Genomic DNA, 25,731 nt, shown 5'->3' with positions numbered 1-25,731 from the left:
GACGCCATGAGGGCCGATCCGGGCGGCGCGAAGTGCAAAGATCCGGACTGCGCATAATTCTGCCGAGACATGACCCTCACCGAACTCAAATACATCGTCGCGGTCGCCCGGGAGCGGCATTTCGGCAAGGCGGCGGAAGCCTGCCACGTCTCCCAGCCGACGCTGTCGGTGGCCATCAAGAAGCTCGAGGACGAGTTGGAGGTGAAGCTCTTCGAACGCAGCGCGACCGAAGTCACGGTCACCCCGCTGGGCGACCAGATCGTGCAGCAGGCCCAGAGCGTGCTCGAACAGGCCGCCAGCATCAAGGAGATCGCCAAGCGCGGCAAGGATCCGCTCTCCGGCGCATTGAACCTGGGGATCATCTACACCATCGGTCCCTACCTGCTGCCGGACCTGGTGCGGCGCAACATCGAGCGCACGCCGCAGATGCCGCTGATGCTGCAGGAGAACTTCACCGCCAAGCTGCTGGAGATGCTGCGTGGCGGCGAGATCGATTGCGCCATCATGGCGGAACCCTTTCCCGACACCAACCTGGCGCTGGCCCCGCTCTACGACGAACCCTTCATCGCCGTGGTGCCCGCGAGCCACCCGCTGGCGACGCGCGAGTCCATCACGTCCGACGAACTCAAGAGCGAGACCATGCTCCTGCTGGGCACCGGGCACTGCTTCCGCGACCACGTGCTGGACGTGTGCCCGGAATTCGCGCGCTTCTCCAGCAATGCCGAAGGGATCCGCAAGAGCTTCGAGGGCTCGTCGCTGGAGACCATCAAGCACATGGTCGCCTCCGGCATGGGTGTGACGCTGGTGCCCCGGCTGTCCGTGCCACCCGAGGCCCTGAAGCCGAAGGCCCGGAGCCGCGACGACGCCGAGCCGGCGATGGTGCGCTACCTCGCCGTCGACGATGGCCATGGTCGCCCGCCGCCGACGCGCCGCGTCGTGCTGGCCTGGCGCCGCAGCTTCACCCGCTACGAAGCCATCGCCGCCCTGCGCAATGCGATCTACGCGTGCGAACTGCCGGGCGTGGTGCGGCTTTCGTGATTGACCGACACGCAGCGCGCCGCGAAGCTGCCACCATGCATCGCAGGGTATCGAAAACCGCCGGCCTGCCCGCCGAAGGCATCCGTTTCGATTCCACCTGATTCAACACCAACCACCCTCATCGGAAGGATCTCTCGTCATGGCCAAAGAACCCGGCAAATCCACCAAGAAAATCAAGTCCACCTTCGAGGCACCCACTGCCGGTGAAGGTACCGTGCCGACCCGGGGGGAGGTCTCGGTCTCCCAGGAATCGGGCGGACGCAACTCGCCGATCATCAACATCGGCATCGAGCGCCAGGATCGCGCCGCCATCGCCGAGGGCCTGAGCCGCGTGCTGGCCGACACCTACACGCTCTACCTCACGACCCACAACTTCCACTGGAACGTCACCGGTCCGCACTTCAACTCGCTCCACGCGATGTTCATGGATCAGTACACCGAACTCTGGAACTCGACCGACGTCATCGCCGAGCGCATCCGAGCGCTGGGTCACTACGCACCCGGCTCGTATGCCGAGTTCAGCAAGATCGCCACCGTGCCGGACGTGCCGCAGAACCCGCCCAGGGCCATGGAAATGGTGCGCATCCTGGTCAAGGGTCACGAGACCGTGTCGCGCATCGCGCGCGAGTTCATTCCCGTGGCGGAGGAGGCCGGCGACGATCCGACGGCCGACATGCTGACCGCGCGCTGCACGGTGCACGACCAGACGGCCTGGATGCTGCGCTCGCTCCTCGAGGAGTGAGGAGGCGTCGTCCGGGGCGGGGCGGCTGCTGGCGATCATTCGCCTGCCGTCGAAGAGTCACTGGAACCTTGCCTGGCCGGCCCAGTGACATGAACACTGCGGCCGGCTTGCCGGCGACCTGACTCCCAACGACCAAGATTCGGTACCGGCATCGACGCTTCGGCACCGATTCGAGGTTGCCGCGCTCCATCCCTGGGGAACGCTTCGTGCCGATGGTCCAGGGAGGGGCGGGCGTGGCGGGGCGGGCTGCAGCGGCACAATGCCGCTTTTTCACCTGGAGCTTCGACCATGGCTGGCGGTCGCGTCGCGCTGTATCTCGACCTCATCCGCTGGAATCGGCCGGCTGGATGGCTGCTGCTGTTGTGGCCGACGTTGGGGGCCCTGTGGTTCGCCGCCGGCGGCTGGCCGGGCTGGCACCTGCTGGTGGTGTTCGTGCTGGGAACGATCCTGATGCGCAGTGCCGGCTGCTGCGTCAACGATGTCGCCGATCGCGATTTCGACCGGCACGTCAAGCGCACCGCGCAACGTCCGGTCACCAGCGGCGCCATCTCGACGCGCCAGGCATTGGGGCTGGGTGCCGCGCTGGCGCTGCTGGCTTTCGGGCTGGCGCTGACGACCAATGCGGCGGTGATCGCCTGGTCCTTCGTCGGCCTGCTGGTGACGCTGGCCTATCCCTTCGCCAAACGCTTCGTGTCGCTGCCCCAGGCGGTGCTGGGCGTGGCATTCTCGATCGGCATCCCGATGGCGTTCTGCGCCTCCGGTGGCCCGGACGTTCCGATGGGCGAGGCCCTTGCACGGGTGCCGGCCTACGGCTGGACCCTCCTGGCCGGCAACCTGGCCTGGGTACTGGCCTACGACACCGAATACGCGATGGTCGACCGCGACGACGACCTGAGGATCGGCATGAAGACCTCGGCCATCACCTTCGGCCGCTTCGATGTCGCAGCCGTGATGCTGTGCTACATCGTCTTCCTGCTGCTCTGGGGCCTGTGCGGCCTGCGCGTCGGCCTGAGCTGGCCGTTCCTGCTCGGACTCGTCGGCGCGGCGGCCCAGGCGCTCTGGCACTGGCAATTGATCCGTGACCGCACCCGGGAGGGCTGCTTCAAGGCCTTCCGCCTGAACCACTGGCTGGGCTGCACGGTCTTCGTGGGTGTCGTGGCCGGCTTCGCTCTGCGCTGACGCTGGAGCGCCCGGCGCGAGCACGAGAGTACGCCGGGTTCGAGTGGGCCTGGCGAAGTTGCGGCCGCGACCTCAGCCGCGACCGAATTCGGCCGCGAGTTCCATCGCCCGCTGTTCGGCCGCCCGGATCGCCGTCTTGAAGCGGACCTTGACCTCGGCCGCCTCCATCGACTGCAGGGCCGCGTAGGTGGTACCGCCCTTGGACGTGACGCGGGCACGCAGTAGCGCCGGTGCTTCGTCGGACGACCGCGCCAGGGCCGAGGCGCCCGCGAAGGTGCCGACGGCCAGGCGCTGTGCCTGTTCCGGCGGCAATCCCATCTCGATGCCCGCCTCGGTCATGGCTTCGATGAAGTAGAAGACATAGGCTGGCCCCGACCCCGACAGCGCCGTCACGGCATCGAGGGCCTTCTCGGCATCGATCCACAGCAACTCGCCGGTCGGCCGCAACACGCGCTCGACCAGGTCCCGTCCCGCGGCCGGTACGCCGGCACGGGCGAAGAGCCCGGTCATGCCCTGGCCGACCAGTGCCGGGGTGTTGGGCATGGCGCGCACGACGGCCTCGGTGCCGAGCCAACGGGCGATGCTCGCCGAGGGAATGCCTGCGGCCACGCTCAGATGAAGCGAGTCGCGTGCCTGCGCTCCCACGGCAGCGGCGGCCTCGGCGAAGCTCTGCGGCTTGACCGCCCAGACGACCAGCGCGCAACGTGAGAGTGCCGGGCCCGCCGCCGACTGCGCCGCAACGCCGAACTCCCGAGCGAGGCGGGCCCGGGCTTCCTCGAACGGCTCCACGACCTCGACGGCCGCGGGCGGCAATCCCTGGCGGATCAGGCCACCCAGGATGGCGCTGGCCATGTTGCCGCCGCCGATGAAGGCGATCGGCGGCAGCGCGGCAGCGGAGGAGGGCGACGTGGGCAGGGACGACATGGAAGGGCTCCTTGGAAAATCGGGACGGAAGCGAGATTCGATTGTCGCTTCGACCCCCATCCTGCTCGACAGCCCGGGGAAGATCGGTTGACAACCACGACGCGAGCTGCCACAATCGCGGGCTTCGCTTCAAAAAGGCGAAACTTCTGCCCAGCGGAAGCGCCCCAAGTGGTTTGGAGCGCGGACGACGGGCCCAAGACTGATCGGGTGATGCCAGCAGGCGCCAACCGGTACAAGTTGGGAACCAATCGAAATGATCCAAACTGAATCCAGGCTCGAAGTGGCCGACAACACAGGCGCGAAATCCGTCCTGTGCATCAAGGTGCTCGGCGGTTCCAAGCGGCGCTATGCCAGCGTGGGCGACGTCATCAAGGTGAGCATCAAGGAAGCCGCTCCGCGGGGTCGCGTCAAGAAGGGCGAGATCTACAGCGCCGTGGTGGTCCGCACCGCCAAGGGCATCCGTCGCGCAGATGGTTCGCTCGTCAAGTTCGATGGCAATGCCGCCGTCCTGCTCAACGCCAAGCTGGAGCCGATCGGCACCCGCATCTTCGGCCCGGTCACGCGCGAACTGCGTACCGAGAAGTTCATGAAGATCGTTTCGCTGGCTCCTGAAGTTCTGTAAGGACACCCCCGTCATGAACAAGATTCGCAAAGGCGACCAGGTCATCGTATTGACCGGCCGCGACAAGGGCAAGCGCGGCACTGTGTCGCTGCGCAAGGACGATTCGCACCTGATCGTCGACGGCATCAACACCGTCAAGAAGCACACCAAGCCGAACCCTCTCAAGGGCACGACCGGTGGCATCGTCGAGAAGACGATGCCGATCCATCAATCGAACGTGGCCATCTTCAATGCCGCGACCGGCAAGGCCGATCGCGTGGGCATCAAGATCGCGGATGGCAAGCGCGTGCGCGTCTTCAAGTCCAGCGGCGACGAAATCAAGACCGCCTAAGGAAAGACTCATATGGCACGTCTCCAACAAATCTACCGCGAGAAAATCGCGAAAGACCTGACCGAAAAGTTCGGCTACACCTCGCCGATGCAGGTTCCGCGTCTGACCAAGATCACGCTCAACATGGGTGTGGGCGAAGCAGTCGCCGACAAGAAGGTCCTCGACAACGCCGTCGCCGACCTCACCAAGATCGCCGGCCAGAAGCCCGTGGTCACCAAGTCGAAGAAGGCCATCGCCGGTTTCAAGATCCGCGAGAACCAGCCGATCGGCTGCATGGTCACGCTTCGTGGCGTTCAGATGTATGAATTCCTGGATCGTTTCGTGACGGTGGCCCTGCCGCGCGTGCGTGACTTCCGTGGTATCTCCGGCCGTGCTTTCGACGGTCGTGGCAACTACAACATCGGCGTCAAAGAGCAGATCATTTTCCCTGAGATCGAATACGACAAGGTCGATGCCCTGCGCGGTCTCAACATCAGCATCACGACGACGGCCAAGAACGACGAAGAAGCCAAGGCGCTTCTCGCCGGCTTCCGTTTCCCGTTCAAGAACTGAGGCGAACCGTGGCTAAACAATCCCTGATCCAGCGCGAACTCAAGCGCGACAAGCTCGTCGCCAAGTACGCTGCCAAGCATGCCGAACTCAAGGCCATCGCCAACGATGCCGGCAAGAGCGATGAAGAGCGCGCCCAGGCACGCCTCGGTCTGCAAAAGCTGCCCCGCAACGCGAACCCGACTCGCCAGCGCAATCGCTGCGAGATCACGGGCCGCCCGCGCGGTACGTTCCGTCAGTTCGGTCTGGCCCGCGCCAAGATCCGCGAACTGGCTTTCAATGGCGACATCCCCGGTGTCACCAAGGCCAGCTGGTAAGCCAGGCAGGAGCAGAAAACATGAGCATGAGTGATCCCATTGCCGACCTGCTGACGCGCATCCGTAATGCGCAGATGGTGGCGAAGCCCACGGTGTCGATTCCTTCTTCCAAGGTGAAGGTCGCGATCGCACAGGTGTTGAAGGACGAAGGCTACATCGACGGATTCCAGGTCAAGACCGAAGCAGGCAAGTCCGAGCTAGTCATCGATCTGAAGTACTACGCCGGTCGTCCCGTCATCGAACGCATCGAGCGCGTGAGCCGTCCCGGTCTGCGTGTCTACAAGTCCAGCACGACCATTCCGCAAGTTCAGAACGGACTTGGCGTGGCCATCGTCACCACGCCCCAGGGCGTGATGACGGATCGCAAAGCTCGCGCTAATGGCGTCGGCGGCGAAGTGCTGTGCTACGTCGCCTAACCGAGACATCGAGGAGTAACTGAAATGTCCCGAGTAGGAAAAATGCCGGTCGCCATCCCCGCAGGTGTGGATGTGGCGGTCAAGGATGACCAGATCAGCGTCAAGGGAACGGGCGGTACGCTCAACCTGGCACGCAATGGCTTGGTCAAGGTCGTCAACAGCGACGGCAAGCTGAGCTTCGAGCCCGCCAACGATTCGCGCGAAGCGAATGCCATGAGCGGCACGCTGCGTCAGCTTGTCAACAACATGGTGGTCGGTGTCACGAAGGGCTTCGAGAAGAAGCTCAACCTCGTGGGCGTCGGCTACAAGGCCGCAGCGCAAGGCACCAAGCTGAACCTGCAAGTGGGATATTCCCATCCGGTCAACATCGAGATGCCCCAAGGCATCACGGTGACCACGCCGACTGCGACCGAAGTCGTGATCAAGGGTGCGGATCGTCAACGCGTCGGGCAGATTGCTGCCGAGATTCGCGCAGTTCGTCCTCCCGAGCCCTACAAGGGCAAGGGAATCCGGTACTCGGACGAGAAGATCGTGATCAAAGAGACCAAGAAGAAATAAGGGCAGCCATGACAACGTTGACCAAAAAAGCACAGCGTCTGCGCCGCTCGCGTCAGACCCGCATTCGTATCGCGACGCAGGGCGTGGCGCGCCTGACGGTGAACCGCACCAATCTGCACATCTATGCCACCGTCATCTCCGACGACGGCACCAAGGTGATCGCGACGGCTTCGACCGCCGAGGCCGAACTGCGTACCTCTCTGGGCGGCTCGGGCAAGGGTGGCAACGCCGCCGCCGCGACTGCAGTGGGCAAGCGTATCGCCGAGAAGGCGAAGGCTGCCGGCATTGAGAAGGTCGCCTTCGATCGCGCAGGTTTCGCCTATCACGGCCGCGTCAAGGCGCTGGCGGATGCGGCTCGCGAAGCTGGCCTGCAGTTCTAACCGGACACGAGATACAAAATGGCAAAGATTCAGGCAAGAACGCAGAACGAAGGCCCCGAAGACGGTCTGCGCGAGAAGATGATCGCGATCAACCGGGTCACCAAGGTGGTCAAGGGTGGCCGTATCCTCGGTTTCGCGGCACTGACGGTGGTGGGCGATGGTGATGGCCGTGTCGGCATGGGCAAGGGCAAGTCGAAGGAAGTGCCAGCAGCCGTGCAGAAGGCCATGGAAGAAGCACGCCGCAATCTGGCGAAGATCTCCATCAAGAACGGCACGCTGCATCATCGCGTCACGGGCCATCACGGCGCCGCCTCGGTGGTCATGATTCCGGCACCCAAGGGTACCGGCATCATCGCGGGTGGTCCGATGCGTGCCGTCTTCGAAGTGATGGGCATCACCGACATCGTGGCCAAGAGCCATGGTTCGTCGAATCCCTACAACATGGTCCGCGCCACGCTCGACGGACTGAAGAACTCGACGACGGCTTCCGAAGTCGCTGCCAAGCGCGGCCTCACCGTCGAAGAGATCTTCGCCTGATCGGCGATCAAGTACACGGAAGCATCGAAATGACGACGCAAGAACAAACGCTCAAGGTGCAGCTCGTGAAGAGCCCGATCGGCACCAAGGAGTCGCATCGCGCGACAGTGCGCGGCCTGGGCCTGCGCAAGCTCAACAGCGTGAGCGAGCTGCAGGACACTCCCGCCGTGCGCGGCATGATCAACAAGATCAGTTATCTGGTCAAAGTGCTCTGACTAGAGTCACCTGAAAGACGCATATGGAACTCAATGGCATCAAGCCGGCAGACGGCGCGAAGCACGCAAAGCGCCGTGTCGGTCGTGGTATCGGCTCGGGTCTGGGAAAGACCGCAGGTCGTGGTCACAAGGGTCAGAAGTCGCGTTCGGGCGGCTTCCACAAGGTCGGTTTCGAAGGCGGTCAGATGCCCTTGCAGCGGCGCCTGCCCAAGCGCGGTTTCAAGTCGCAGACGCTGAAGTACAACGCTGAGGTCACGCTGACATCGCTGGAAAACCTCGGCTTGGCCGAAGTCGACATGCTGGCATTGAAGCAAGCGGGTCTGGTGGGTCAGATGGCCAAGGTCGTGAAGATCATCAAGACCGGCGAACTGACGAAAGCGGTCAAGCTCACGGGTATCGGTGCCACTGCAGGTGCCAAGGCCGTGATCGAAGCCGCTGGCGGCAGCGTCGCCTGACGTCGTACTGAAAGACGCTTTCGTGGCAACCAACGCAGCAACGCTCGCGAAGACAGGCAAGTTCGGCGATCTCCGTCGTCGGCTCGTTTTCCTGCTGCTCGCGCTCGTGGTCTATCGGATCGGCGCGCACATTCCTGTGCCTGGAATCAATCCTGACCAGCTTGCGCAGTTGTTCCAAGGACAGCAGGGTGGCATTCTGAGCCTGTTCAACATGTTCTCGGGTGGTGCGTTGTCGCGCTTCACCGTGTTCGCGTTAGGCATCATGCCGTACATCTCCGCATCGATCATCATGCAATTGATGACCTATGTGCTTCCCACCTTCGAGCAACTGAAGAAGGAAGGCGAGTCGGGCCGGCGCAAGATCACGCAATACACCCGCTATGGCGCGTTGGGTCTGGCGCTCTTCCAGTCGTTCAGCATCGCGGTGGCTCTCGAGTCTTCGGCAGGTCTGGTGATCACCCCGGGTTTCGGCTTCCGGATCACTGCCATGATCAGCTTGACGGCTGGCTCGATCTTCCTGATGTGGCTGGGTGAACAGATCACCGAGCGTGGTCTGGGCAACGGCATCTCGATCCTGATCTTCTCGGGCATCGCGGCCGGACTTCCCAGTGCGATCGGCGGTTTGCTGGAGTTGGTCCGCACGGGTGCCATGAACGTGCTGGTGGCGATGTTCATCGTCGTCGTGGTCGTGCTGGTGACCTACTTCGTCGTGTTCGTCGAACGTGGGCAACGCAAGATCCTGGTGAACTATGCACGTCGTCAGGTGGGCAACAAGGTCTATGGTGGACAGTCGTCGCACCTGCCGCTGAAGCTCAACATGGCAGGCGTGATCCCGCCCATCTTCGCTTCGTCGATCATCCTGCTGCCGGCAACGGTCGTCGGCTGGTTCAGTGCCGGCGAGAGCATGCGCTGGATCAAGGACATCGCAAGCGCATTGACTCCAGGACAACCGATCTACGTTCTGCTCTATGCGGCTGCCATCGTCTTCTTCTGCTTCTTCTACACGGCACTCGTGTTCAACAGCAAGGAAACGGCGGACAACCTGAAGAAGAGCGGTGCGTTCATTCCAGGCATTCGTCCGGGTGACCAGACCGCACGCTACATCGACAAGATCCTGGTTCGCTTGACGCTGGCTGGCGCGGTTTACATCACCTTCGTCTGCCTGCTGCCTGAATTCCTGATCCTGAAATACAACGTGCCGTTTTATTTCGGTGGGACCTCCCTGCTGATCATCGTGGTAGTGACGATGGACTTCATGGCCCAGGTGCAGAACTACATGATGTCGCAGCAATACGAGTCGTTGCTGAAGAAGGCGAACTTCAAGCCGTCGTAAGACTGATTGTCGTTATTGATTCCAGGGCTGCGGACAGGCGGCCACGTTAAACAGTTTTAGGAGAATGAAATGAGAGTTTCGGCTTCGGTCAAACCCATCTGCCGTAATTGCAAGGTCATCCGTCGTAAGGGCGTGGTGCGTGTGATTTGCACCGACCCGCGCCACAAACAGCGCCAGGGTTGATTGAGACGTATTAGAGGACGAACATGGCACGTATTGCTGGCATCAACATCCCGCCGCACAAGCACGCTGAAATCGGCCTGACGGCTATCTTCGGTATCGGTCGCACCCGCGCCCGTCAGATCTGCGAAGCGAGCGGAATCGAATATTCCAAGAAGATCAAGGATCTGACTGACGCCGATCTCGAAAAGATTCGCGACCAGATCGCTCTCTTCACGATCGAAGGCGACCTGCGCCGCGAGACGACGATGAACATCAAGCGTTTGATGGACATCGGTTGCTATCGCGGTTTCCGTCATCGCCGCGGCTTGCCGATGCGCGGTCAGCGCACGCGCACCAATGCCCGCACCCGCAAGGGACCGCGCAAGGCTGCGCAGTCCCTGAAGAAATAAGGATTGAAACAGCATGGCTAAAGCTCCTGCCAACAACGCCGCACAGCGCGTCCGCAAGAAGGTTCGCAAGAACGTCGCGGACGGTATTGCTCACGTGCACGCCTCGTTCAACAACACGATCATCACGATCACGGACCGCCAGGGCAACGCCCTGTCGTGGGCTTCGTCGGGTGGTCAGGGCTTCAAGGGTTCGCGCAAATCGACGCCTTTCGCAGCGCAGGTCGCTTCGGAAGTCGCAGGTCGCGCTGCCGTCGAGCAAGGCATCAAGAACCTCGATGTCGAGATCAAGGGTCCTGGTCCTGGTCGCGAATCGTCGGTGCGCGCATTGGCCGCACTTGGCATTCGGATCAATTCCATCGCCGACGTGACGCCTGTGCCGCACAACGGCTGCCGCCCTCAGAAGCGTCGTCGCATCTAATTCATCAGATGCAACGCGCAGTCCGCTTCCATGGCGGCTGCGCATTTTGTTTTCAACAAGCCCACCGCCATCGATATCGCATCGGATGGCTCCCGCAGGTGACCTGCGGTAGATGACATAAAAGGAAGATCAAGTGGCACGCTATCTCGGCCCCAAGGCCAAACTCTCCCGTCGCGAAGGTACCGACCTGTTCCTGAAGAGCGCACGTCGCTCGATCCAGGACAAGGCCAAGTTCGATTCGAAGCCTGGTCAGCATGGCCGCACGTCCGGTCAACGCACGTCCGATTACGGTCTGCAGCTGCGCGAGAAGCAGAAGGTCAAGCGCATGTATGGCGTGCTCGAAAAGCAGTTCCGTCGTTATTTCGAGGAAGCCGATCGTCGTCGTGGCAACACGGGCGCCAATCTGCTGTTCCTGCTGGAATCGCGTCTGGACAATGTCGTCTTCCGCATGGGCTTTGGCTCGACGCGCGCCGAGGCACGTCAGCTCGTCTCGCACAAGGCCATCACCGTGAATGGCCAGTCCGTCAACATTCCGTCGTATCTGGTCAAGACTGGTGACGTCGTTGCGGTCCGCGAGAAGTCGAAGAAGCAGAACCGCATCGTCGAAGCGCTCCAGCTGGCACAGCAGGTCGGTATTCCCGCATGGGTCGAAGTCAACGCCGACAAGGGCGAAGGCACCTTCAAGAAGGTCCCGGATCGCGACGAATTCGGTGCCGACATCAATGAGTCGTTGATCGTCGAACTGTATTCGCGTTGATTTGCAGCACGCATCGTTTTGATGCGTCTTGTTTTTTGTTTCTGTTTCGTTCCTGGCGCACACGAGCGTGCGTCGGGCGCTTCGCCAGCCTTACCGGTGTAACGAACCGGGGGTATTGAGAGGAAGTTCGCATGCAAACCACCCTGCTGAAACCCAAGACCATCCAGGTCGAGCAACTAGCCGCCAACAAGGCCAAGGTGACGCTGGAGCCGTTCGAGCGCGGTTATGGACACACGCTCGGCAATGCGCTTCGTCGTGTATTGCTGTCGTCGATGGTGGGTTATTCCGCCACGGAAGTGACCATCGCCGGTGTGCTCCATGAGTACTCGTCGATCGATGGCGTGCAGGAAGATGTCGTCAACATCCTGCTGAACCTGAAGGGCGTCGTCTTCAAGTTGCACAATCGCGATGAAGTCACGCTCAGCCTGCGCAAGGATGGTGAGGGCGCCGTGACGGCTTCCGACATCCAGACGCCGCACGATGTCGAGATCATCAATCCCGATCACGTGATCGCTCACCTGTCGCAAGGTGGCAAGCTCGACATGCAGATCAAGGTCGAGAAGGGCCGCGGCTATGTGCCCGGCACGATGCGTCGTTATGCCGACGAGCCGACGAAATCGATCGGTCGCATCGTCCTCGACGCGTCGTTCTCCCCGGTCAAGCGCGTGAGCTACACCGTGGAAAGCGCCCGTGTCGAGCAGCGTACCGATCTGGACAAGCTGCTCATCGAGATCGAGACCAATGGTGCCATCACGGCTGAAGATGCCGTGCGTGCATCGGCCAAGATCCTGGTGGAACAGCTCGCGGTGTTCGCGCAGCTCGAAGGTGGCGAACTCGCCGCGTTCGACGCACCGGCTCCTCGGAGCGCCCAGCAGTTCGATCCGATCCTGCTGCGTCCGGTGGACGAGCTCGAGCTCACCGTGCGTTCGGCCAACTGCCTGAAGGCCGAAAACATCTACTACATCGGTGATCTGATCCAGCGCACCGAGAACGAACTGCTCAAGACCCCGAACCTGGGTCGCAAGTCGCTCAACGAAATCAAGGAAGTGCTCGCATCTCGTGGGCTGACCTTGGGCATGAAGCTCGAAAGCTGGCCGCCGGCCGGCCTCGACAAGCGTTGATTCTCCAGCGGCTCTGTGGAGCCGCAGTGCATCGGGCAGTACCTGATACGGCTGCCTGTTTTATAAAGTAAAGGAAAGCACCATGCGTCACGGACACGGACTCCGCAAACTCAATCGCACCAGCTCGCATCGGCTGGCCATGCTTCAGAACATGATGAACTCCCTCATCGAGCATGAAGTCATCAAGACCACTGTTCCCAAGGCCAAGGAACTGCGCCGTGTCATCGAGCCGATGATCACGCTGGCCAAGAACCCGACGGTCGCCAACAAGCGGCTCGCTTTCGATCGCCTGCGCAGCCGCGACAGCGTCGTCAAGCTCTTCGGCGAACTCGGTCCCCGCTACCAGGCCCGTCCGGGCGGCTACACCCGCATCCTGAAGATGGGTTTCCGCGTGGGTGACAATGCTCCCATGGCGCTCGTCGAACTGGTTGATCGTCCCGAAGTGTCGGAAGATCAAAATAATGAGACAACGTCTGAAGAATAAGATATAATTCCATCTTGCCGCGCGATGGAGCAGCCTGGTAGCTCGTTGGGCTCATAACCCAAAGGTCGCAAGTTCAAATCTTGCTCGCGCAACCAATTGAAGGGCCCTGTTTTTTGACAGGGCCCTTTTTCTTTGGCCAATTTCTTTCGGCAGGACTCAGGCGACGACCAGCGGGTCCAGGATGCCGGCAACGCATCCCTGTGGTTGCAAGCCCCGAAAGGGGGGTACGCCAACAGGGCCGATGCCTGGCCGTTCTGATACCCGGCATGTCTTTCGTAGGTCATCAGGTCCGGATATGGACCTGCATGAACATGCGACCAATGCGTGTACGCTTGTTTCTCGATTTTTCCTCGAAGAGCCATCAGACATGCTGTACCGATTCAAATCCCAGGCGACCGCCGACGTGGTCATGCTCGAACCCAATGCCCGCCAATTGCTCGATGTGATCGGCAAGACGCCCGGAGCTCAAGGCATCGTCACCGTCGCTCAGATTCCGGCTGCCATCTCGGCGCTGGAGACGGCGATCCATCGAGAGCTCGACAGCAGCAAGCACAATCGCGATGCCCTCGCGGCGGAGGACCACGACGAGGTCGCGGAACGCGAACACGTCGGTCTGCATCAGCGTGCCGCGCCTTTTCTCGACATGCTCAAGCGTTCGCATGCCGAAGGGCGCGATGTGGTCTGGGGAGTCTGAGCGGCTGACGATCGGAAGCAGATCCACGAGGGCCTGGGGCCTCACGACAAGTCTCCGCTCATGCGCTCCGTGGACGAAGACATGAGGGCGCCACGGCCCGCTTTGGACTCGCGTGCATGCCGGGTCCTGTGATATGCAGGATCAAGATCGCGCGCTGCACGCTGTGCGAATTGCAATCGAGAGTGCCTTGCTGTCCACATCGGGCAGCGGTGGTTCACACGTGCGGACAGTACCGGACCGAGAAAGGAAAAAAGCCGGCATGGCCGGCTTTTCTTTCTGGCGTCGTCTCTTCGAGAGGCGACGTGAGGGTCGATCCCAGCGTCAGTCCGCGTAAGCGCCGGCAGCCTTCACCACCGGGCCGAAACGCGCGACCTCGGCCTGCACGAATTTCTTGTGCTCGGCCGGTTCCATGCGCTTGTCGGTCACGACGACCGCGCCCAGGCCTTCTTCCTTCTTGATGAAATCCGGATCCTTCAAGGCCACCTTGAGTGCGTCGTTCAAGGTCTTCAGCACGGCCGGCGGCGTGCCCTTGGGGGCATACAGGCCATGCCAGATCGTGACCTGGAAATTCTTCATGCCGGATTCGTCCAGCGTCGGAATGTCCTTGAGCGCCGGCGTGGTCAGACGCTTGAGCGTCGTCACGGCATAGGGCTTGACCTTCTTGGCCTCGATCTGGCTCGTGGTGTTGGTCGTCTGGTCGCACAGCAGGTCGATCTGCCCACCGAGCAGGTCGGCGATGGCGGGCGCGGTTCCCTTGTAGGGCACGGTCGTCATCTCGGTCTTCAGCTCGTTCTGGAACAGCAGGCCGCACAGGTGCGATGCCGATCCGACGCCGGCATTGCCCAGATTCACCTTGGTGCCGTTCTTGCCGATCCACGTGCGCAGTTCGGCCATGTTCTTGGCTTCGAGCGTCGGCTTGCCGATGAGCGTCATCGGCACGTCGTTGATCAACCCCAGGTATTCGAAATCGGTCTCGTAGTTGTAGGGAAGCTTGCGATAGAGCACCGGCGTGGTGGCCATGCCGACGTGGGTCAACAGCAGGGTGTAGCCGTCGTTGCGCGCGCGGGCGACCTTGGCATTGCCGATGGTGCTGCCGGCGCCAGCCGCGTTGTCGATCACGATGCTGATGCCGCCCAGCGGCTTGCGCATGGCTTCGGCCATGTCGCGCGCCACGCGGTCGGTCGGGCCACCGGCGGCGAAGGGCACGACGATGGTGATGACCTTGTCCTTGCCGGGGAAGTCCTGAGCCTGGGCACCCGCGGCGGCGGCGGCGATCACGGCGAGAGCGAACAGTTTTTTCATGGCGGTTCCGAGGATCAAAAGGTCGCGATCTTAAATTCCGGGATGCCCTGCGAAGCTCCTGATAAGCCCCTACGAAGACCCCTGGCGTCGTAGGGCCTGACACCCGATTCGGCGGTCGTTCAGCGATCCCGGACGACAGCGGAAAGGCCCGGTTCGGCCTAGCCTCGCGCGCTCTTTCCACCACGTGGAGCCCACCGCCGCGCGATGGCCGGCGGCGCGGATTCGCCGATGTTCATCCAAGGAGTCCAGTTTGGCCCGTTCTTCCTCTTCCTCATCCGCTTCCCGTTCCAAGTCCCCGCGCTCCGCCGCCTCGACCACCGGTGACGACGCCACCAGGACGCTGGTCGGGAAGGAGACCGCCATCCAGCGCCGGCAGGATGCCAAGGACCGGTCCGCGGCGCCCGTCAAGAAGAGCCGACGCGCCGTGCAGGCCGGCGCCCGCGTCCAGCCGGTCGAGCTGCCGCCCGAACACCTGCGCAAGCCCGGCCAGGAGGGCGACATGTCGCTGCGGCCCCGCTTCAACGCGCCCGGCTACCAGGGCAGCCAGAAGCTGCAGGGCATGAGCGCCATCGTCACCGGCGGCGATTCGGGCATCGGCCGCTCGGTGGCGGTGCTCTTCGCGCGCGAGGGCGCCGACGTCGCCATCGTCTACCTGGACGAGAAGGCGGATGCCGAGGCCACCCGCGCCGCGGTCGAGGCCGAGGGCCGACGCTGCCTGCTGATCCAGGGCGACGTGCGTCGCTCGGCGTTCTGCCGGCGCGCGGTCGAGCGCACCGTGAAGGCGTTCGGCAAGCTCGACATCCTGGTCAACAACGCGGCCTTCCAGATGCATGCCGATTCGATCGAGGACCTGACCGACGAGCGCATCGACCTCACACTGCAGACCAACGTGGGCGGCTACATCCGGATGGCGCAGGCGGCGGTGCCACACCTGAAGAACGGCAGCTCGATCATCAACACCGGATCACGCACCGGGCTGAGCGGCAGCCGCAATCTGCTGGACTATTCGGCTACCAAGGGTGCCATCCACGCCTTCACCAAGGCCCTGGCCATCAACCTGATCGACAAGGGCATCCGCGTCAACGCCGTGGCGCCCGGGCCGGTCTGGACGCCGCTGAACCCGGCCGACAAGAAACCCGCCGACGTCGCGAAGTTCGGCCGCGAGACCGCCTTCAAGCGCGTCGCGCAACCGGAGGAGCTGTCGCCGGCCTACGTCTTCCTGGCGTCGCCGGTCTGCGCCAGCTACATCACCGGCATCGTGCTGCCGGTGACGGGCGACATCGGCGCGATCTGAGCGCCGGACGCGCCGCCGCTCACTGGTAGCTGCGCGCGTCCTCGATCACCCGGCCATCGTTGGCCAGACTGCCGGGCGCAACGCATTCCACCGCGCAACGCAATCGCGTGACCTCGCGCATCGCCTCGGCCAGGCGCGCTGCCAGGGCGGCGTCGGGCACGGCCTCGACCTTCAGGGTCATGCGGTCGTCGGCCATCTCGCCCTCGACCACCAGGCGAGCCCGCGCCAGTCCGGGAAAGCGCCGCAGCACCGTGGCGACCTGGCCCGGATGCACGAACATGCCGCGCACCTTGGTGGTCTGGTCGGCACGGCCGAGCCAGCCCCGGATGCGCGTATTGGTCCGCCCGCTCGGGCAGCGGCCCGGCAGCACGGCCGACAGGTCGCCGGTGCCGAAGCGCACCAGTGGATAGGCGCGGTTGAAGGTGGTGACGACCACTTCGCCGACCTCGCCGTCGGGCACGGGGTCGCCGGTGCCGGGGCGGACGATCTCCAGCAGCACGCCCTCGTCGAGCACCAGGCCCTCCCGGGCGGTGGTCTCGTAGGCGATCAGGCCCAGGTCGGCGGTGGCATAGCACTGCAGGGCGGTGATGCCGCGCCCGGCCAGCCAGTCGCGCAGGCTCGGCGGAAAGGCCTCGCCCGACAGCAGCGCCTTCGAGAAGCCCGGCAGCGCGAGATTCGCGGCGGTCGCTTTCTCGAGCAGGATGCGCAGCAGGCTCGGCGTCCCCATGTAGCCCGCCGGTCGGAGATCGGCGATGGCTTCGAGCTGCTGCTCGGTCTGTCCGGTCCCGCCGGGGAAGACCGTGCAGCCCAGCGCATGTGCGCCGCTCTCCATGATCGAGCCGGCGGGCGTCAGGTGATAGCTGAAGCCGTTGTGGACCAGGTCGCCGGCGCGAAAGCCCGCGGCATGCAGCGCGCGGGCGGTGCGCCAGGGGTCGCGTCCGGTGCCCTCGGGCTCGTAGATCGTGCCGGGACTCGCGAACACGCGCGGCATCGCCGGTCCGCGCGCGATGGCGCTGAAGCCGCCGAAGGGATCGCTCGCGCGCAATCGCTTCTGCCGCTCCAGCAGGTCCGACTTGCGCGTCACCGGCACGGCGGCCAGCGCCGCGCGGCTGGCGACGGCGGCGCAGTCGACTCCCGCCAGGAGCTCGGCGAAGGCCGGCGCCGCCGATCGCGCGTGCGTCAGCTGGGCCGGCAGGGCGGCCATCAGGGCGGCCTCGCGCTCGACCGGGTCGCGGATTTCGAGGTCGTCGTGGAAATCACTCATGCCAGCCACCGTTTCCTGCGCTTGTAGCTCTTGACGTCGCGGAAGCTCTTGCGGTCGGCGCCACCGACGCCGAGGTAGAACTCCTTCACGTCCTCGTTCTCGCGCAGACCGGCGGCGGGCCCGTCGAGCACCACGCGGCCGCTCTCCAGGATGTAGCCGTAGTCGGCGAAGCGCAGCGCCATGGCGGTGTTCTGCTCGGCCAGCAGGAAGGTCACGCGCTCCTTCTCGTTGAGGTCCTTCACGATGGCGAAGACCTCCTCGACGATCTGCGGCGCCAGGCCCATCGATGGCTCGTCGAGCAGCACCATCGACGGATTGGCCATCAGCGCGCGGCCGATGGCGCACATCTGCTGCTCGCCGCCCGAGGTGTAGGCCGCCTGGGACGCGCGCCGGGTCTTCAGGCGCGGGAAATAGGCATACACCTTCTCCAGCGTGCGGGCGATGGCCGCCTTGCCATCGGTGCGGGTGTAGGCGCCGGTCAGGAGGTTGTCCTCGATGCTCAGGTGGGCGAAGCAATGGCGGCCCTCCATCACCTGCACCAGTCCGCGCCGCACCAGCGCCGAGGGCGTGAGCGCCTCGATGCGTTCGCCGCGCAGTTCGATGGTGCCCTTGGTGACCGCGCCGCGTTCGCCCACGAGCAGGTTGCTCACCGCGCGCAGCGTGGTCGTCTTGCCCGCGCCGTTGCCGCCCAGGAGCGCCACGATGCCGCCCTCCGGGACCGACAGCGACACCCCCTTGAGCACCAGGATCACGTGGTTGTAGATGACCTCGATGCCGTTGACTTCGAGGAGGGTTTTGGACGTGCTCATGAAAGGGAAAGGGTGGGGGCGTTCAGCACGCTCTGGGCTTGACGTTCTTGTCCTTGGCGTACTTGGCCGCGTACTCCTTCACCAGCGGGTCGATGAACTTCTTGTCCGACTGGTACCAGTCGGACTTCACCTCCCACTTGCCGCCGTCCCACTGCACGATGCGCGCCCAGTCGTCGCCCATGTGGTTGGCGCAGGACGTCTTGACCGGCCGCATGACCTCGCCGAAGCCCAGCGCCTTGAGCTTGTCGGCGCTCAGGTCGAGGTTCTCGAAGCCCCAGCGCACCTGCTCGGGCGTGAGCGCCTTGCCCTTGCCGTACTTCTCCTGCGCGGCGCGGATCGCCTCCACCTGCAGCATCGAGATCATCATGCCGCGCGTGTGCGCGAGCGAGCCGATGCCGGTGGGCGCGCCGGTGCCCTGGCCCTTGTCGTAGACGAACTTGCGCAGGTCGTCGTGGACCTTGTCCTTGGCGGCGCTGTTGTGGATGGTGATGGCGTTGTAGCCCTTGGCGCCGGCGCCGATGTCCTTGACGTCGTGGTCCGAGCCGGCCCACCAGATCGCATAGAGCTTCTCGCGCGGATAACCGCTGGCCTGGGCCTCGCGGATGCCCGCCGGCGTCATCACGCCGGCCGACCAGAACAGCACGTAGTCGGGCTTCTGCTGGCGGATCTGCAGCCAGGTCGACTTCTGCTCGACCCCGGGCGGCGTGACCGGGAACAGCGACAGCTCGAAGCCATCGGCCGCCGCGCGCTTCTGCAGCAGCGGGATCGGCTCCTTGCCATAGGGCGAGTCGTGATAGACCAGCGCGATCTTCTTGCCCTTGAGGCTGCCCTTCTCCTTCTTGGTGATGTCCTGGATCATCACGTCGGCGGCGGTCCAGTAGGTGCCCAGCAGCGGGAAGTTCCATTCGAACACCGTGCCGTCGACCGACTGCGACAGGCCATAGCCGGGCGTCTCCACCACCACCCGGTCGACGAAGGCCTTGTCGGTCACGGCGAAGGTGATGCCGGTGGACTGCGTGTCGAAGCCCGAGGCGCCCGAGCCCTTGCCCTTGAGGCGCTCGTAGCATTCCACGCCCTTGGCCGCGTCGTAGGCGGTCTCGCACTCCTCGTACGTCAGCTTGACGCCGTTGACGCCGCCGTCGCGCGCGTTCACCAGCTTCAGGTAGTCCTGCTTGCCATCGGCCCATGGAATGCCCAGCGGCGCGAACTGGCCGGTGCGATAGACCAGCAGCGGCACGAACTGCTCGGCCGTCTGGGCCGACGCCACCGAGGCGCCACCCGCGATCGAAGCCACGGCCATCGCCGCGGCGGCACATTGCATCTGGAATCTCATTGTCTTGTCTCCTTCGGTTGATCGGATCATGGAAAACACAAAGCCAATGGCAGGTCGACGACGTGATCGCCTTTGTCGGGAACACCGCGGAACTGGCTCCGCCAGTCCGCTGGTGTTGCCCCCGGCAGGGGGTTGGCGCAGCGACACGAAGTGCGCGAAGACTGGGGGCGAGCCATGTCTAATGGGGAAAGGGCCAGAGGCGCAGCTTTTGGCGCGCCGTCGACCACAGCTTGGCCAGGCCGTGCGGCTCGACGATCAGGAAGAACACGATCAGCGCGCCGAAGATCATGTGCTCCAGGTGCGATGCCGTGGCCGTCGACAGCGGCAGGCCCAGCCAGTGCGGCACGTGGTTGAGCAGCAGCGGCAGCAGCACGATGAAGGCGGCGCCGAAGAACGCGCCGGCGATCGAGCCCAGCCCGCCGATGATGATCATGAACAGCAGTTGCAGCGACTTGTCGATGCCGAAGGCGGCCGGCTCCCAGGCCCCCAGGTGCACGAAGCCCCACAGCGCCCCGGCGATGCCGACGATGAAGCTGCTGACCGCGAAGGCCGTCAGCTTGGCGTACACCGGGCGGATGCCGATCACGGCGGCGGCCACGTCCATGTCGCGGATCGCCATCCACTCGCGGCCGATGGCGCCGCGCACCAGGTTCTTGGCCAGCAGGCCGAACACCACCACCAGGGCCAGGCACAGCAGATAGCGCTCGGCCGGCGAGGTGAACGAATAGCCCAGGATCTGCAGCGAGTTCACGCTCACCGAGCCCGAGGAGGAATCGTTGGTCACCCACTTCACGCGGTTGGTGAACCAGTCGGTGAAGAACTGGGCCGCCAGTGTCGCCACCGCCAGGTAGAGGCCACGGATGCGCAGGCTCGGGATGCCGAACAGCACGCCCAGCACCGTGGCCGCCAGGCCGCCGCCGAGGATCGACAGCAGCAGCGGCATGCCCTCGATGCGCACCTGCAGGTTGTAGGCCGCATAGGCGCCGATGGCCATGAACGCGCCCGTGCCCAGCGAGATCTGCCCGCAATAGCCCACAAGGATGTTCAGGCCGATGGCCGCCAGCGACAGGATCAGGAACGGGATGAGGACGGCGCGGAAGGCGTAGTCGCTCGCCAGCAGCGGCACCGCGACGAAGGCGACCACCGCCAGCGCCACCATCGCCCATCGATCCTGCGCGATCGGGAACAGCGCCAGGTCGGCCCGGTAGCTGCTCTTGAACTGACCATTTTCCCGGTAGAACATGACGGGCTCTTCCTCAGACTCTGTCGATGATCTTGTCGCCGAACAGGCCTTGTGGCCGGATCAGCAACACCGCCAGGGCCAGCGCGTAGGCGAACCAGTTCTCGATGCCGCCGCCCAGGAACGGTCCGAGATAGATCTCCGAGAGCTTCTCGCCCACGCCGATGATCAGCCCGCCCAGGATCGCGCCGGGCACCGAGGTCAGCCCGCCCAGGATGACGACCGGGAAGGCCTTGAGCGCGACCAGCGAGATCGAGAACTGCACGCCCAGCTTGCTGCCCCAGATGACGCCGGCGACCAGCGCCACCAGACCGCCGACCGACCACACGACGACCCAGATGCGTCCGAGCGGGATGCCGATCGACTGCGCCGCCTGATGGTCGTCGGCCACCGCGCGCAGCGCCCGGCCGGTGCGCGTCTTCTGGAAGAACAGCGTCAGCAGGGCCACCAGGGCACCGGCCGCGACGGCGGCATAGAGATCCTCCTTGCTCAGCAGCAGGCCACCCTCGAAGGTGTTCTCCAGCACGATGAACGGGTCCTTGGGCATGCCGACGTCGATCTTGTAGGTCGCGCTGCCGAACAGCAGCTGCCCGGCGCCATCGAGCACGTGCGCGATGCCCAGGGTGGCCATCAGCAGCGTGATGCCCTCCTGGTTGACCAGGTGGCGCAGCGCCAGGCGCTCGACCAGCCAGGCCACCGCCACCATGCAGGCGCCGGCGGCGACGAAGGCCAGCAGGTTGGCCAGCAGCAGGCTGTCGAAGCCCAGCCAGCGCGGGATCCACTCGGCGAAGCGCGCCATCGCCAGCGCCGCGAACAGCACCATCGCTCCCTGCGCGAAGTTGAAGACCCCCGAGGCCTTGAAGATCAGCACGAAGCCCAGCGCCACCAGCGCGTACAGCATGCCGGCCATCAGCCCGCCGAAGACGGTTTCAAGGAAGAACCCCATCTCAATGCCCCCTGGCGCGATGCACCACCTGCAGCCAATGAAACCGCCACATCTCGAAACCCGGGATGCCGGGGAACCGGCTTTGCCGGGCCCCTGGCATCGCCCCCTGGAAGGGGGTTGGCGAAGCGACACGAAGTGCGCGAAGACTGGGGGTGAGCTTCATTCAGTGCTCCGCTCCGAGATAGGCCCGGATCACGTCCTCGTTGTTGCGCACCTCGTCAGGGGTGCCATCGCCGATCTTCCTGCCGTAGTCGAGCACGACGATGCGGTCGGAGATGTCCATCACCACGCCCATGTCGTGCTCGATCAGCACGATGGTGGTGCCGAACTCGTCGTTGACGTCGAGGATGAAGCGGCTCATGTCCTGCTTCTCCTCGACGTTCATGCCGGCCATCGGCTCGTCGAGCAGCAGCACCTGGGGCTCCATCGCCAGGGCCCGGCCGAGGTCGACGCGCTTCTGCAGGCCATAGGGCAACTGGCCCACCGGCGTCTTGCGCTGCGGCTGGATCTCCAGGAAATCGATGATCCGCTCGACCACCTCGCGCTGCGCGATCTCCTCGCGCTCGGCGCCGCCCCAGCCGAACGGATTGCGAAACGCCTGCGCCAGCAGGCCGCTCCTCATCTTCAGGTTGCGTCCGGTCATGAGGTTGTCGAGCACGCTCATGCCCTTGAACAGGGCCAGGTTCTGGAACGTGCGCGCCACGCCCATCTCGGCGACCTGGCGCGAGTTCATGTGCTTGAAGGTCTTGCCGCGGAACGTGATCGAGCCCTGCTGCGGCGCATAGACGCCGTTGATGCAGTTGAGCATCGAACTCTTGCCCGCGCCGTTCGGGCCGATGATGGCGCGCACCTCGTGCTCGCGGACATCGAAGCTGATGTCGGTCAGCGCCTTCACGCCGCCGAAGCCCAGCGAGATGTTGCGCACGTCGAGGATCACCTCGCCCGGGCGCCTCATGCCGCCGCCTCCAGCGCGGGGAAGCGCCGGGCCTCGACCACACGCAATGTCGCGCTCACGGTGCCGGTGCGCCCGTCCTCGAACTTCACCTGCGTCTCGATGAACTGCTCGGCGCGGCCGCCGTAGAGGGCCTCGACCAGCACCGCGTACTTCTGCGCGATGAAGCCGCGGCGCACCTTGCGCGTGCGGGTGAGTTCGTCGTCGTCCGGATCGAGCTCCTTGTGCAGCACGATGAAGCGCGCGATCTGGGTGTCGGCCATGCCGGGCTCGGTGGCGAGGTCGGCATTGACCTGGCCGATGCACTCGGCCACCAGCGCCAGCACCTCGGGCTTGCCGGCCAGGTCGACATAGCCGCCATAGGCCAGGCCGCGCCGCTCGGCCCAGTTGCCCACCGCCTCGAAGTCGATGTTGACGAAGGCGCAGACCTCGGAGCGCGCATCGCCGAAGCACACCGCCTCCTTGATCTGCGCGAAGAACTTGAGCTTGTTCTCGATGTAGTTGGGCGCGAACATCGCGCCGCCGGCCATGCGCCCGACGTCCTTGGCGCGGTCGATGATGCGCAGGTGGCCCTCGGCGTCGAGCACGCCGGCATCGCCGGTGTGGAAGTAGCCCTCGGCGTCGAGCACCTCGGCGGTCGCGTCGGGCCGGTTGTGATAGCCCTGGAGCACCGACACGCCGCGTACCAGCACCTCGCCATCGTCGGCGATCTTCAGCTCGATGCCCGGCGCCGCGGTGCCCACCGTCTGCAGCCGGACGTGGCCGTCGCGCTGCAGGCAGACATAGGCGCAGGTCTCGGTCTGGCCGTAGAACTGCTTCAGGTTGACGCCGATCGAGCGGTAGAAGCGGAACAGGTCCGGCCCGATGGCAGCGCCCGCCGTGTACGCCACGCGGATGCGGCTCATGCCCAGCACGTTGCGCAGCGGCCCGTACACCAGCAGGTCGCCCAGGCGGTACTTGAGGCGGTCGAGGGCGCCGACCGGCGCGCCGTTGAGCAGGTCGGCGCCGACGCGGCGGGCCAGCGCCATGGCTTTCGCATACAGCCAGCGCTTGGGCGCCGCCGCGTCCTCCATGCGGATCGACACCGCGGTCAGCAGGCCCTCGAAGGTGCGGGGCGGGCCGAAGTAGTAGCTCGGACCGATCTCGCGCATGTCGTTCATCACCGTCGCGGCCGATTCGGGGCAGTTGAGCGTGAAGCCGCCGACCAGCCACTGCGCCACCGAGAACAGGTGGTCGCCGACCCAGGCCATCGGCAGGTAGCTCATGATGTCGTCGCCCGGGCCGAGCCGGTCGGTCGCGACGCCGCCCTGGGCCGAGGCGATGAAGCTCGCATGCGTCTGGCACACGCCCTTGGGCCGCCCGGTGGTGCCGGAGGTGTAGAGGATGACGCCGACGTCGTCGGTCCGGCCGGCCTCGACGCCGGCCTCGAACGCGCCCGGATGCGCCGCGTCCCAGTCGCGGCCGAGGGCGCGCAGGGCGTCGTAGCCGATCAGGCCGGGCGTGTCGTAGTGGCGCAGGCCGCGCGGGTCGTCGTAGACCAGGTGCCGCAGGGCCGTGCTGCCGCCCTGCCGCTGGCGCTGCAGCTCGCGGCATTCGAGCAGCTTGTCGACCTGTTCCTGGTCCTCGACGATCACGAACTCGACCGCCGCGTCGTCGAGCATGAAGACCATCTCGGCGGCCACGGCGTCCTGATAGAGCGGCACCGGCACGCCGCGCAGGCTCTGCGCTGCGAGCACCGCGAAGTACAGGTGCGGCCGGTTGGCGCCCACGAGGGCCAGGTGGTCGCCGGCGCCGAAGCCCAGGCTGGCGAGCCCGCAGGCGATCTCGCGCACTTCCCGGGCGACGTCGCTCCAGGTCCAGGTCTGCCAGATGCCGAGGTCCTTCTCGCGCACCGCCGGGGCGGTGGGCCGGGTGGCGGCATGGCCGCGCAGCAGGCGCGGGAAGGTGGCGTCGCCCGATGTCGGCATCGGCGCGGATGCCATGGCACGGCCCGCGGCCATGGCGCTGGAGGGGGAGGGGCGGTCGGTGTCGGAGGTCACGATGCGATGGACTGTAGGACCGGCTTTGACGTCCATCTGTCGTTACGACGACAATCCTAGGGACACCACTCCCCGGACTTTCCCGCCCCCGCGATCCGCATCCGCACTCGCCTCAGGCTGCCTCACCACGTCTCGTCTCGCCGCCATCGCGTCATGACATCCGCTCCCTCGCGCACCTCCTCGATCCGCGACCGCGTGCGTCCCGCCTCGCCCGAGGAACTGCGCAACATCCCCTGGCTCGATGCCCTGCGGCCGGACGAGCGCCGGCGCGCCGAGGCGGCGGTGGTGGTCGGCGAGGCCGAGCCGGGCGACCTGGTCTGCCGCGTCGGCCGTCCGCCGACCTACTGGTTCGGCGTCGTCGAGGGCCTGCTGAAGATGAGCAAGGACAACGCCGATGGCACCTCGATGACCTACAGCGGCCTGCCCCCGGGCGGCTGGTTCGGCGAAGGCACGGTGCTCAAGCGCGAGCCCTATCGCTACAACATCCAGGCCCTGCGCCGCAGCGTCGTGGCCGGACTGCCGATCGACGAATTCCACTGGCTGCTCGACCACTCGATCGGCTTCAACCGCTTCGTCATGGATCAGCTCAACGAGCGGCTGGCGCAGTTCATCGCCGCGCGCGAGGCCGATCGGCTCAACGATCCGGACATCCGCGTGGCGCGCAACCTCGCGGCGCTGTTCAATCCGGTGCTGTTCCCCGGTGTGGGCGATCTGCTGCGCATCACGCAGCAGGAACTCGCCTATCTCGTGGGCCTGTCGCGTCAGCGCGTGAACCAGGCCCTCCACATGCTGCAGGCGCAGCACACGATCCGCATCGAATACGGCGGCCTGCGCGTGCTCGATCCGGCGGCGCTGCGCAGCAGCGCGATCGCCTCGCCATCCGCCTCCAGGGAGCACCGCCCATGACCAT

General features: G+C 64.9%; 32 protein-coding genes and 1 tRNA gene. 24 read left to right on the top strand and 9 right to left on the bottom strand.

All coding sequences use genetic code 11. The features are described from left to right. Nucleotides 1-69 precede the first annotated feature (69 nt). The 3 genes from AC1MLT_RS11345 to ubiA all read left to right on the top strand — a co-directional run bounded on the left by AC1MLT_RS11345 (nt 70) and on the right by ubiA (nt 2,959). The gene (locus tag AC1MLT_RS11345) at nt 70-1,038 is read left to right on the top strand and encodes a LysR substrate-binding domain-containing protein (RefSeq protein WP_481032337.1); all 969 of its coding nucleotides are present in this window, start codon (nt 70-72) and stop codon (nt 1,036-1,038) included. 139 nt (nt 1,039-1,177) lie between these two features. After that, nucleotides 1,178-1,780, top strand: coding sequence for a Dps family protein (locus tag AC1MLT_RS11340; protein ID WP_481032336.1), 603 nt, complete (start codon nt 1,178-1,180; stop codon nt 1,778-1,780). 288 nt (nt 1,781-2,068) lie between these two features. Next, on the top strand, nt 2,069-2,959 hold the full coding sequence (gene ubiA / locus AC1MLT_RS11335; protein ID WP_481032335.1) for a 4-hydroxybenzoate octaprenyltransferase: 891 nt from the start codon (nt 2,069-2,071) through the stop codon (nt 2,957-2,959). A gap of 72 nt (nt 2,960-3,031) precedes the next feature. On the opposite strand, the gene proC is transcribed toward ubiA, so the two are convergent. After that, nucleotides 3,032-3,883 carry a pyrroline-5-carboxylate reductase gene (gene proC / locus AC1MLT_RS11330; RefSeq protein WP_481032334.1) on the bottom strand — a complete coding sequence of 284 codons (852 nt, stop codon included), beginning with the start codon at nt 3,881-3,883 and terminating at the stop codon, nt 3,032-3,034. 253 nt (nt 3,884-4,136) lie between these two features. Here proC and rplN point away from each other — a divergent pair, with 253 nt between their 5' ends. The 19 genes from rplN (at nt 4,137) to AC1MLT_RS11235 (ending at nt 13,642) form a co-directional block, all read left to right on the top strand. Then, complete coding sequence (rplN, locus tag AC1MLT_RS11325; protein ID WP_009124801.1) at nt 4,137-4,505, top strand: 50S ribosomal protein L14; 369 nt, start codon at nt 4,137-4,139, stop codon at nt 4,503-4,505. Nucleotides 4,506-4,518: 13 nt separating this feature from the next. After that, nucleotides 4,519-4,836 (top strand): 50S ribosomal protein L24, encoded by a 318-nt coding sequence (gene rplX / locus AC1MLT_RS11320; protein ID WP_296316317.1) that lies wholly within the window; start codon nt 4,519-4,521, stop codon nt 4,834-4,836. Nucleotides 4,837-4,848: 12 nt separating this feature from the next. Beyond that, complete coding sequence (rplE, locus tag AC1MLT_RS11315) at nt 4,849-5,388, top strand: 50S ribosomal protein L5 (protein WP_296316319.1); 540 nt, start codon at nt 4,849-4,851, stop codon at nt 5,386-5,388. Between the two features lie 8 nt (nt 5,389-5,396). After that, nucleotides 5,397-5,702, top strand: coding sequence for a 30S ribosomal protein S14 (gene rpsN / locus AC1MLT_RS11310; RefSeq protein WP_296312439.1), 306 nt, complete (start codon nt 5,397-5,399; stop codon nt 5,700-5,702). Nucleotides 5,703-5,722: 20 nt separating this feature from the next. Beyond that, nucleotides 5,723-6,118 (top strand): 30S ribosomal protein S8, encoded by a 396-nt coding sequence (gene rpsH, locus AC1MLT_RS11305; protein WP_296312443.1) that lies wholly within the window; start codon nt 5,723-5,725, stop codon nt 6,116-6,118. A gap of 24 nt (nt 6,119-6,142) precedes the next feature. After that, nucleotides 6,143-6,676 (top strand): 50S ribosomal protein L6, encoded by a 534-nt coding sequence (rplF, locus tag AC1MLT_RS11300; RefSeq protein WP_296312446.1) that lies wholly within the window; start codon nt 6,143-6,145, stop codon nt 6,674-6,676. 8 nt (nt 6,677-6,684) lie between these two features. Next, nucleotides 6,685-7,056, top strand: coding sequence for a 50S ribosomal protein L18 (gene rplR / locus AC1MLT_RS11295; protein ID WP_481032333.1), 372 nt, complete (start codon nt 6,685-6,687; stop codon nt 7,054-7,056). Nucleotides 7,057-7,074: 18 nt separating this feature from the next. Further along, the gene (gene rpsE / locus AC1MLT_RS11290; RefSeq protein WP_124959016.1) at nt 7,075-7,593 is read left to right on the top strand and encodes a 30S ribosomal protein S5; all 519 of its coding nucleotides are present in this window, start codon (nt 7,075-7,077) and stop codon (nt 7,591-7,593) included. A 29-nt stretch (nt 7,594-7,622) separates the two neighbouring features. Then, nucleotides 7,623-7,808 (top strand): 50S ribosomal protein L30, encoded by a 186-nt coding sequence (gene rpmD / locus AC1MLT_RS11285; RefSeq protein WP_296312453.1) that lies wholly within the window; start codon nt 7,623-7,625, stop codon nt 7,806-7,808. Between the two features lie 23 nt (nt 7,809-7,831). Further along, nucleotides 7,832-8,263: a 50S ribosomal protein L15 gene (gene rplO, locus AC1MLT_RS11280; protein WP_296312456.1), complete on the top strand. Its 432-nt coding sequence runs from the start codon at nt 7,832-7,834 to the stop codon at nt 8,261-8,263. 22 nt (nt 8,264-8,285) lie between these two features. Continuing rightward, nucleotides 8,286-9,596, top strand: a complete 1,311-nt coding sequence (gene secY, locus AC1MLT_RS11275; protein WP_296312458.1) for a preprotein translocase subunit SecY — start codon at nt 8,286-8,288, stop codon at nt 9,594-9,596. Nucleotides 9,597-9,665: 69 nt separating this feature from the next. Continuing rightward, nucleotides 9,666-9,779, top strand: coding sequence for a 50S ribosomal protein L36 (rpmJ, locus tag AC1MLT_RS11270; RefSeq protein ID WP_017760906.1), 114 nt, complete (start codon nt 9,666-9,668; stop codon nt 9,777-9,779). A gap of 23 nt (nt 9,780-9,802) precedes the next feature. Further along, entirely contained in the window at nt 9,803-10,168 is a 366-nt protein-coding gene (gene rpsM / locus AC1MLT_RS11265; protein ID WP_013544105.1) for a 30S ribosomal protein S13, read from the top strand. 13 nt (nt 10,169-10,181) lie between these two features. Continuing rightward, complete coding sequence (gene rpsK, locus AC1MLT_RS11260) at nt 10,182-10,586, top strand: 30S ribosomal protein S11 (protein ID WP_009124825.1); 405 nt, start codon at nt 10,182-10,184, stop codon at nt 10,584-10,586. Nucleotides 10,587-10,719: 133 nt separating this feature from the next. Then, a complete protein-coding gene (gene rpsD / locus AC1MLT_RS11255; protein ID WP_296312462.1) occupies nt 10,720-11,343 on the top strand; it encodes a 30S ribosomal protein S4 in 624 nt (207 codons plus the stop codon). A 131-nt stretch (nt 11,344-11,474) separates the two neighbouring features. Next, a complete protein-coding gene (locus tag AC1MLT_RS11250) occupies nt 11,475-12,464 on the top strand; it encodes a DNA-directed RNA polymerase subunit alpha (protein WP_296312465.1) in 990 nt (329 codons plus the stop codon). 82 nt (nt 12,465-12,546) lie between these two features. Then, nucleotides 12,547-12,948, top strand: coding sequence for a 50S ribosomal protein L17 (gene rplQ, locus AC1MLT_RS11245; RefSeq protein ID WP_296312467.1), 402 nt, complete (start codon nt 12,547-12,549; stop codon nt 12,946-12,948). An 18-nt stretch (nt 12,949-12,966) separates the two neighbouring features. After that, a tRNA-Met gene (locus AC1MLT_RS11240) sits at nt 12,967-13,043 on the top strand. A 272-nt stretch (nt 13,044-13,315) separates the two neighbouring features. Next, nucleotides 13,316-13,642, top strand: coding sequence for a DUF1840 domain-containing protein (locus AC1MLT_RS11235; protein ID WP_296312469.1), 327 nt, complete (start codon nt 13,316-13,318; stop codon nt 13,640-13,642). 321 nt (nt 13,643-13,963) lie between these two features. Here AC1MLT_RS11235 and AC1MLT_RS11230 read toward each other — a convergent pair whose 3' ends face one another. Next, nucleotides 13,964-14,944 (bottom strand): tripartite tricarboxylate transporter substrate-binding protein, encoded by a 981-nt coding sequence (locus tag AC1MLT_RS11230; protein ID WP_296312473.1) that lies wholly within the window; start codon nt 14,942-14,944, stop codon nt 13,964-13,966. A 250-nt stretch (nt 14,945-15,194) separates the two neighbouring features. Here AC1MLT_RS11230 and AC1MLT_RS11225 point away from each other — a divergent pair, with 250 nt between their 5' ends. Then, on the top strand, nt 15,195-16,238 hold the full coding sequence (locus tag AC1MLT_RS11225) for an SDR family oxidoreductase (protein WP_296312476.1): 1,044 nt from the start codon (nt 15,195-15,197) through the stop codon (nt 16,236-16,238). A 19-nt stretch (nt 16,239-16,257) separates the two neighbouring features. On the opposite strand, the gene AC1MLT_RS11220 is transcribed toward AC1MLT_RS11225, so the two are convergent. The 7 genes from AC1MLT_RS11220 to AC1MLT_RS11190 all read right to left on the bottom strand — a co-directional run bounded on the left by AC1MLT_RS11220 (nt 16,258) and on the right by AC1MLT_RS11190 (nt 24,749). Beyond that, nucleotides 16,258-17,502 carry a phenylacetate--CoA ligase family protein gene (locus AC1MLT_RS11220; RefSeq protein ID WP_481032332.1) on the bottom strand — a complete coding sequence of 415 codons (1,245 nt, stop codon included), beginning with the start codon at nt 17,500-17,502 and terminating at the stop codon, nt 16,258-16,260. After that, nucleotides 17,499-18,311: an ABC transporter ATP-binding protein gene (locus AC1MLT_RS11215; protein WP_481032331.1), complete on the bottom strand. Its 813-nt coding sequence runs from the start codon at nt 18,309-18,311 to the stop codon at nt 17,499-17,501. Before AC1MLT_RS11215 ends, AC1MLT_RS11220 begins: the two co-directional genes overlap by 4 nt. 22 nt (nt 18,312-18,333) lie before the next feature. After that, on the bottom strand, nt 18,334-19,611 hold the full coding sequence (locus tag AC1MLT_RS11210) for an ABC transporter substrate-binding protein (RefSeq protein WP_481034983.1): 1,278 nt from the start codon (nt 19,609-19,611) through the stop codon (nt 18,334-18,336). Nucleotides 19,612-19,822: 211 nt separating this feature from the next. Beyond that, nucleotides 19,823-20,887, bottom strand: a complete 1,065-nt coding sequence (locus AC1MLT_RS11205) for a branched-chain amino acid ABC transporter permease (protein WP_481032330.1) — start codon at nt 20,885-20,887, stop codon at nt 19,823-19,825. A 13-nt stretch (nt 20,888-20,900) separates the two neighbouring features. After that, entirely contained in the window at nt 20,901-21,830 is a 930-nt protein-coding gene (locus AC1MLT_RS11200; RefSeq protein ID WP_481032329.1) for a branched-chain amino acid ABC transporter permease, read from the bottom strand. A gap of 163 nt (nt 21,831-21,993) precedes the next feature. Then, the gene (locus AC1MLT_RS11195; RefSeq protein ID WP_481032328.1) at nt 21,994-22,785 is read right to left on the bottom strand and encodes an ABC transporter ATP-binding protein; all 792 of its coding nucleotides are present in this window, start codon (nt 22,783-22,785) and stop codon (nt 21,994-21,996) included. Then, on the bottom strand, nt 22,782-24,749 hold the full coding sequence (locus AC1MLT_RS11190) for an AMP-dependent synthetase/ligase (protein ID WP_481034982.1): 1,968 nt from the start codon (nt 24,747-24,749) through the stop codon (nt 22,782-22,784). Before AC1MLT_RS11190 ends, AC1MLT_RS11195 begins: the two co-directional genes overlap by 4 nt. 225 nt (nt 24,750-24,974) lie before the next feature. On the opposite strand from AC1MLT_RS11190, the gene AC1MLT_RS11185 reads away from it, so the two are divergent. Next, a complete protein-coding gene (locus AC1MLT_RS11185; RefSeq protein WP_481032327.1) occupies nt 24,975-25,727 on the top strand; it encodes a Crp/Fnr family transcriptional regulator in 753 nt (250 codons plus the stop codon). The last annotated feature ends 4 nt before the right edge of the window (nt 25,728-25,731 follow it).

It is taken from the genome of Variovorax sp. PEI5 (assembly GCF_056679935.1).
Note: the sequence above shows the minus strand (reverse complement) of the source record. Positions and strands in the feature narration are given on the sequence as shown.